The organism is Suttonella ornithocola (assembly GCF_001889065.1).
GTDB lineage: Bacteria > Pseudomonadota > Gammaproteobacteria > Cardiobacteriales > Cardiobacteriaceae > Suttonella_A > Suttonella_A ornithocola.
Map to the genome: position 1 here is coordinate 1 of NZ_LWHB01000271.1, position 651 is coordinate 651.

At 38.4% G+C, this 651-nt stretch carries 2 protein-coding genes; both read left to right on the top strand.

What is annotated here, in order from left to right; genetic code table 11:
* Position 1 precedes the first annotated feature (1 nt).
* The gene (locus A5N85_RS17410) at positions 2–118 is read left to right on the top strand and encodes an IS630 transposase-related protein (protein WP_072577635.1); all 117 of its coding nucleotides are present in this window, start codon (positions 2–4) and stop codon (positions 116–118) included.
* A gap of 90 nt (positions 119–208) precedes the next feature.
* The coding region (locus A5N85_RS15875; RefSeq protein ID WP_249023995.1) for a transposase at positions 209–651 on the top strand (443 nt) is incomplete at its 3' end.

Below are 651 nucleotides of genomic sequence, written 5' to 3' on the forward strand. Positions count from 1 at the left end.
CTTGCTTAAGGATATTGAGCAGTATCCTGATGATTACCAATGGGAAAGCGCTAGACGTTTTAATTGCTCGCAATCAGCGATTTGTTATGCTCTAAAGCGAACTAAAGATAACGCATAAAAAAAGATTAACCAACATCCAAAAGCCGACACAGAGAAAAGAGAGCACTTTCAAGAACAAATAGTAGATAAGACCGCTCAAGACAAACCGATAGTCTATCTTGATGAATGTGGTTTTAAAGCCTTTGATCATAGACCTTATGGCTACAGCACAAAAGGACAAGTTTGTCATGGAAGTGATAACTGGCATTTAAAGAACCAGAGCAATGCGATTGGAGCCATTATCAATGGAGAATTGTTTGCCTTACGCTTATATGATGGTTCTATTAACAGCGATATTTTCTCTCATTGGGTGAGAGAAGCACTGTTACCTGAGTTACCTAAAAACAGTGTAATTGTCATGGACAATGCCGCTTTTCATAAACGCAGTGATATTCAAGCAATCATTGAAGAGCATGGGCATGAGATAGTTTGGTTACCCCCTTATAGTCCAGTACTTAAATTCCCATTGAAAAGAATGTCGGGCTTGGAATTAAGCAATAGCAAAGAATGGCGGATGGATTGTATTGATACTTTATGCTTTTATCTGCTTTG